Here is a 6,415-nt window from a genome sequence, read left to right as displayed (position 1 = left end):
GGCGAGAACCCCCCGGCGGAAGGCGAGAACCCGCCCGCCGAAGGCGAGAACCCCCCGGCCGAGGGCGAGAACCCGCCCGCCGAGGAGGAGGAGCCCCCGGCCGACGACGAGGACACCGTCGAGCTCTGCCTCGACGAGGAGGGCAACAGCACGGCCGAGCTCAGCTTCGAGCTGGAGAGCGGTCTCGCGGGCCTGCCCGAGACGATCGTCGCCGGCAGCGGCTGGAAGGCATTCACGTTCAACGTCTCCAACCGCGGCGACGAGGAGATCAAGGACATCAAGCCGCTCATCGGCGTCGCCGCCATCGGCTGGGACGACGAGGAGGACTACTCCGGCCAGATCACCGTCCAGGTGTTCGACAAGGCCACCAAGCAGTGGAAGACGCTGGCGGACGCCGCCGGCGAGGGCGGCACCTTCGCCGCGTTCTCGCTCGGTGCCGGCCAGTCGACCTCGTACCAGCTGCGGCTCAGCGTCTCCGGCAAGGTGCCGGACTCGCTCGGCCTCACCGGCGGCTTCGCCGAGTACGCGGACGCCGAGGGCTGCTGGATCGCCGACGACCAGAACGGCTGGATCTACTTCTTCGACATCCTGGCCGCCGGTGGCGACGCCGGTAAGCCGAACGACGCCAAGCCGCAGACCGGCGGCAAGGTCGAGCTCGACAAGGTCAGCAACGTCAAGGTCACCGGCACCCTCGCCGAGACCGGCTCGAACTCCGCTCTGCCGATGATCGGCCTGGTCGGCGGTGCCGCCGTCGTGGCCGGCGCCAGCGCGGTGTTCGTGGTGCGCCGCCGCAAGGCCGGTGCGGAGGCGTAACACCGCCTCGCCGCGCGGTCCGCGCGGCACCACCCGGAACAAGGGAAAAGGACCTGAGCTCGGAGGGGGGCACAGGTCCTTTTCTCTTCTTCTCTTCTCCCGCGGCTGCCCCTCGTGGGGCCCGCGGCTACTTCTTGGGCGGAACCGCCGGGATACCGAGGAACGGCAGCTTCAGCGCGCCGAACGCCTCCGCCGGGACCGCCGGGGACTTCGGCTCGACGGGCGTGAGCCGCTGGTACTGCTCGCCCTGCTCCGGACGCGGGTCGGCCTCGCCCTTGTTGGGCCAGTACGACATCGCCCGCTCGGCCTGCGCCGTGATGGTCAGGGAGGGGTTGACGCCCAGGTTCGCCGAGACCGCCGCCCCGTCCACCACCGAGATGCCCGGGTGGCCGTAGAGGCGGTGGTACGGGTCGATCACACCCGTCTCACGGGAACCGCCGATGTGGCAGCCGCCCAGGAAGTGCGCGGTCAGCGGCATGCCCGTCAGCTCGCCGACGTTCGATCCGGCGAAGCCGTTGATCTCGGCGGCCAGCGCCGAGGCGCCGTCCGTGGCCGCCTTGATCTGCTTGGGGTTGGGAGCGCCGTGGCCCTGCCGGGCGGTGAGCAGACCCCGGCCGACCCCGGACGGCTTGAGGTACGTCGTCAGGGAGTTGTCCAGCGACTGCATCACCAGACCGATGATGGTCCGCTCCGACCAGCGCCGGTTGGACAGCGAACGCACCAGCATCACCGGGTGCCTGGCCGCGTTGCCCAGCCAGCCCAGCACCCGCGCCGTCCCCGAACCGCGGCCCGCGTACGGCACCTGGAGGATGGACAGCCCGCCCATCGAGTTGGATCCCTTGCCGTAGCGGACCGGCTCGATGTGGGTGTTGCCGTCGGGGTGGATCGAGGACGTGATGGCCACACCGCGGGTGAAGTCGGCCTTCGGCTCACCGGTGGCCCTGCGGTAGCGGCGGTTGTCGGTCTGCGCGCCGACCAGCGCCTCGGAGTTGGTGCGGGTCAGCTCGCCCAGCTTCTCCGAGAGGTGCGGCAACTGGCCGCCGGACCGCATCCGGTGCAGCAGCGTCTGGGTGCCGTAGGTACCGGCCGCCAGGACGACCCGGCGGGCCCGGAAGGTACGGCCCTCGCCCTTGCGGCGCTTGTGCGTCGGCAGCGTGGCGACGGCGAACCCGCCCCGGGAGTCCTCCGTCACCGACACCACCGTCGTCATGGGGTGCACGACCGCGCCCGCCTTCTCGGCGAGGTAGAGGTAGTTCTCGTTGAGGGTGTTCTTCGCGCCGTGCCGGCACCCGGTCATGCACTCGCCGCACTCGGCGCAGGCACGCCGCGACGGCCCCGCCCCGCCGAAGTACGGGTCGGGGACCTCCTGTCCCGGCTTCGCCTTCGCCGTGCCGTCGGCGTCCTCGCCGTCGCCGAAGAAGACACCGACGGGAGCCATGTGGAAGGTGTCGCCGACGCCCATCCGTTCGGCCGCCGCCTTCAGGTGCACGTCCGACGGGGTCATCGTCGGGTTGAGCCGCACGCCCAGCATGCGCCGCGCCTGGTCGTAGTACGGCTTCAGCTCGTCCTGCCAGTCGGTGATGTGCCCCCACTGGGGGTCCTCGAAGAACTGCTTCGGCGGCACGTAGAGGGTGTTGGCGTAGTTGAGGGAGCCGCCGCCGACCCCGGCGCCGGCCAGCACCATGACATTGCCCAGCAGGTGGATGCGCTGGAGGCCGTACATGCCGAGCTTCGGCGCCCACAGGTAGTTCTTCAGGTCCCAGGAGTTCCTCGGCAGGGTCTCGCGGGTGAAGCGTCGGCCCGCTTCGAGGACGCCGACGGTGTAGCCCTTCTCCGTCAGGCGCAGGGCCGAGACGGAGCCGCCGAAGCCGGAGCCGACGACGAGGACGTCGTAGTCGTAGGCGTCTTGAGGCACGGGTGTCTCCTCCTTGGGTTTCGCGTGCGGGTGGGTCACCTGAACCGGAAGGCCTTCATCAGGCGCAGGCTGCGGCTCATGAAGGCCGCGTACTTCTCGTCGTCCATGCCGAGCGACGGCGCCATCGGCAGCAGCCGCTGGTGGGCGACCGTCTGCGCCTCGGTGTACTTGAGGATGCCCTCGGAGCCGTGCCGGCGGCCGAGGCCGGATTCCTTCATGCCGCCCATCGGCGCCTGCACACTGCCGTACGCGGGCGCGTAGCCCTCGTTGATGTTGACCGTGCCGGTGCGCATCCGGGCGGCGACCGCGCGGCCGCGCCGCGCGTCCTTCGTCCACACGGAGGAGTTCAGGCCGTACGGGGTGGAGTTGGCGGCGTCGACCGCCTCGTCGTCGGAGGAGAAGCGGTAGACGGAGACGACCGGGCCGAAGGTCTCCTCGGTGCAGACGCTCATCGGGGCCTCGACCCCGTCGAGGATGGTCGGCTCGTAGAAGTAGGGGCCGATGTCCGGGCGGGCGGTGCCGCCCGCGAGCACCCTGGCGCCCTTGGCGACGGCGTCGTCGACGTGCCGGGTGACGGCGTCCAGCTGGCGCTGACCGACCAGGGAGCCCATCCCGGCGCCGTAGGCGAGGGACGTGCCGAGGCGGATCGCCTTGGTGCGGGCGGCGAAGCGCTCCAGGAAGGCGTCCGCGACCGACTCGTGGACGTACAGCCGCTCGATGGAGATGCACAGCTGGCCCGCGCTGGAGAAGCAGGCGCGGACGGCGCCGGCGGCGGCCTTGTCGAGGTCGGCGTCGTCGAGGACCAGCATGGCGTTCTTGCCGCCGAGTTCGAGGGAGACGCCGACCAGACGGGCCGCGGCGCCCTGCGCGACCTCACGGCCGGTGCGGGTGGAGCCGGTGAAGGAGACGTAGTCGGCGTGCCGGACGACCTCGGGGCCGACGACCGGGCCCTCGCCGAGGACGACCTGGAAGACGTCGGCGGGCAGCCCCGCCTCGATCAGCAGGTCGCGGGCCCACAGGGCGGTGAGGCAGGTCTCCGTGTCGGGCTTCATCACGACGGCGTTGCCGGCGACGAAGGCCGGGAGCGCGTCGCCGACGGAGAGTTCCAGGGGGTAGTTCCAGGGCGCGATCTGGCCCACGACACCGCGCGGGTGGCGCAGCTCGGTGACCTTGGTGAGGGTCGGCATGGCGCCCGCGTGCCGCTTGGGCCGCAGGTAGGCGGCGGCCCGGCGGCCGTAGTGGCGGGCGGCGACGGCGACGGCCTGCACCTCCTCGTGGGCGTGCAGCCGGGCCTTGCCGGTCTCCAGCTGGATCAGGTCGAGCACCTCGGCCTGGCGCTCCAGCACCAGGTCGTGGAAGCGCAGCAGGACGGCGGCGCGCTCCCGGACCGGGATCCGCGCCCACACGGCCTGGGCGGCCCGCGCCGCGTCGAAGGCCCCGGCCACCTCCTCGGGGGTCGACTCGGGCAGGTCGGCCAGCTTCTCGCCGGTGAACGGCGTGTGGTTCGCGGTCCGGCCGGAACCGGCCACCCCCTTGGTGAGCTGGGCGACCAGTTCCGGCGTCACCACGTCGGCTGCGGTGCGGGCGCCCGCCGGGGCGGGGGCGAGGGGATTGGTGCCGGTGGTTACCCGGGTCTGCGCGTCCGTCATGTGCCGCAGGGTATGCCGGAGCGCACACTTTGTGTACCCGTCGGTAACAGATTCCCGCACGGTCCTCACACCGCCAGTGAACACTGGCAACAAACCCCCTGATCAGGGCGTTGATCCCCGAGCGGGCTCCGTTGACTACGGTTCGATCTCGAGTCGTTCCCGGGCGCCCCGGAGGACCGCCGCCCCCGGGCCGGCGCCGGCGCCCGTGTCCCGTCGGTACCGTGCGGCACGCGGGGTCGCCGACCCGGGGCGCCGGTGCGGCGCGGCGGGTTCAGCGCTTGTGGACGTCCCACGACTCGATGACCGTGCGGGCGATCTTCCGGCCCTCCTCGGCGAAGTGGCCCTTGCCCGGGTAGGCGATCCAGAGCCGGTACATGTCGCCGTCCTCGTTCCGGTAGTACATGACCTGCGCCTCGTGCACCAGGGGCGGTGTGGTGGTCGTCGTGTAGACGATCGTGTTCGTGGCCGCCTCGCGGTCCTCGTACGTGGTCTCGCGCGGCTGCCCCTCGGGGGCCGGCTCGGAGGCGATGCCCCGGCCGTACTCGCCGTCCTTGAGCTCGTTCCAGTGCGAGAACGCCTGCTCCGACGCCGACGCCTCGAGGTCGCCGTCCTTGGCCTCGGACCTGAGGTCGCGGTCGCTCTCGATGCGCACCATTCCGCTCGGGTCGGTGAAGGAGACGACGGTCCCGTCCGCGTCGTCGGCGGGCTCGTCCTTCACGAATCCGTCCGGCACGGCGAGGGACACGCCCGGCCGGTCACCGAGGTCGTGCGTCTTCCAGCCGTCCGGGAGGGGGCCCGCGAAGGGATCGGCGACCACCAGGAACACCGCCACCGCCCCGGCGACCACCGCCGCGCCGAGCGCGGTCAGCGTCTTGCGGCCGATCCGGATGCCCTTGCCCTCGTGGACCGGCCCGGGGAACGAGCCGACCTGCGTGGCCTGCGGGGCGGGCGGGTTCGCGGCCGCCTCCAGCACGGCGCGGACCCGGGCGGCGTCCGGCCGGCGCGCGGGGTCCTTCTGCAGCAGGGCGGTGATGATCTCGGCGAGCGGCCCCTGCGCGGAGGCGGGAGGCGCCGGGGTCGCGTTGAGCACGGACTGGAGGGTGGCGGGGGTGTTGCTGCGGCGGAACGGCGAGACGCCCTCCGTCGCCGCGTACAGCACCACGCCGAGCGACCACAGGTCGGACGCGGGGCCGGGACGCTGGCCCAGCACCCGCTCCGGAGCGATGTACTCGGGCGAACCGACGAAGCCGCCGGTGTCGGTCAGGTTGGTCTCGCCCTCGATCTGGGCGATGCCGAAGTCGGTGAGTACGACCCGGTCGTACCGGCCGAGCAGCACGTTGTCGGGTTTCACGTCCCGGTGCAGGATGCCGGCCGCGTGCGCGGCCTCCAGCGCGCCGAGCACCTCCAGGCCGACCCGGGCCGCCTCGCGTACGGACAGGGTGCCCTCGTCCTGCAGTACGGCGCCCAGCGAGCGGCCCTGGACCAGTTCCATCACGATCCACGGCCGTCCGTCGACCACCGCGACGTCATGGACGTTGACCACCGCGGGGTGGTCGAGCCGGGCGGCGGCACGGGCCTCGCGGCGCATCCGCTCGAAGGCGTTGGCACGTTCACGTTCGGGAAGGTGGTCCGGGACGCGCGGCTCCTTGACGGCGACCTCGCGGTCCACCGTCTCGTCCTTGGCCCGCCACACCGTGCCCATGCCGCCGTGCCCGAGCTTGCCGAGCAGCCGGTACCGTCCGGCGATGACCCGCCCGGTACCGGGGTCGGGCGCGGCCGGCCGGTGCGGTGCCGGCTCCTGCCCGGGCGGGGGCGGTGCCTGCGGCGGGACCACCTGCGTCGGTGCCGCGTACGGGTTGCCGGGGTGCGGCACCGCCGCCGGCGGGTTCGGCGGTTGCAGACCAAAACTGGTGGGCTCGTCGGCCCCGCTGCGGGCTCCCCCGTTGCTGCTCATGGTTCATCCATATCGTGCGAGGCCCCCGCGTATCCACCGCGGACGTCCACCGGTCACAGACCCGTGACCCTCGTCGGCGCTTAT

Annotated in this window: 4 protein-coding genes; 1 reads left to right on the top strand and 3 read right to left on the bottom strand. The window is 72.3% G+C overall.

What is annotated here, in order from left to right:
- Positions 1-813: LAETG motif-containing sortase-dependent surface protein (locus IE172_RS19230; protein ID WP_229886184.1), on the top strand; the 813-nt coding region annotated here is incomplete at its 5' end.
- Positions 814-940: 127 nt separating this feature from the next.
- Here IE172_RS19230 and IE172_RS19225 read toward each other — a convergent pair.
- The 3 genes from IE172_RS19225 to IE172_RS19215 all read right to left on the bottom strand — a co-directional run bounded on the left by IE172_RS19225 (position 941) and on the right by IE172_RS19215 (position 6,331).
- Positions 941-2,728: a GMC family oxidoreductase N-terminal domain-containing protein gene (locus IE172_RS19225; protein ID WP_190098453.1), complete on the bottom strand. Its 1,788-nt coding sequence runs from the start codon at positions 2,726-2,728 to the stop codon at positions 941-943.
- Between the two features lie 35 nt (positions 2,729-2,763).
- The gene (locus IE172_RS19220) at positions 2,764-4,377 is read right to left on the bottom strand and encodes a succinic semialdehyde dehydrogenase (RefSeq protein WP_190098452.1); all 1,614 of its coding nucleotides are present in this window, start codon (positions 4,375-4,377) and stop codon (positions 2,764-2,766) included.
- 271 nt (positions 4,378-4,648) lie between these two features.
- Complete coding sequence (locus IE172_RS19215) at positions 4,649-6,331, bottom strand: serine/threonine-protein kinase (RefSeq protein WP_190098451.1); 1,683 nt, start codon at positions 6,329-6,331, stop codon at positions 4,649-4,651.
- Positions 6,332-6,415: the final 84 nt, after the last annotated feature.

It is taken from the genome of Streptomyces griseoflavus (assembly GCF_014649995.1).
GTDB classification, from domain to species: Bacteria; Actinomycetota; Actinomycetes; order Streptomycetales; family Streptomycetaceae; genus Streptomyces; species Streptomyces griseoflavus.
Note: the sequence above shows the minus strand (reverse complement) of the source record. Positions and strands in the feature narration are given on the sequence as shown.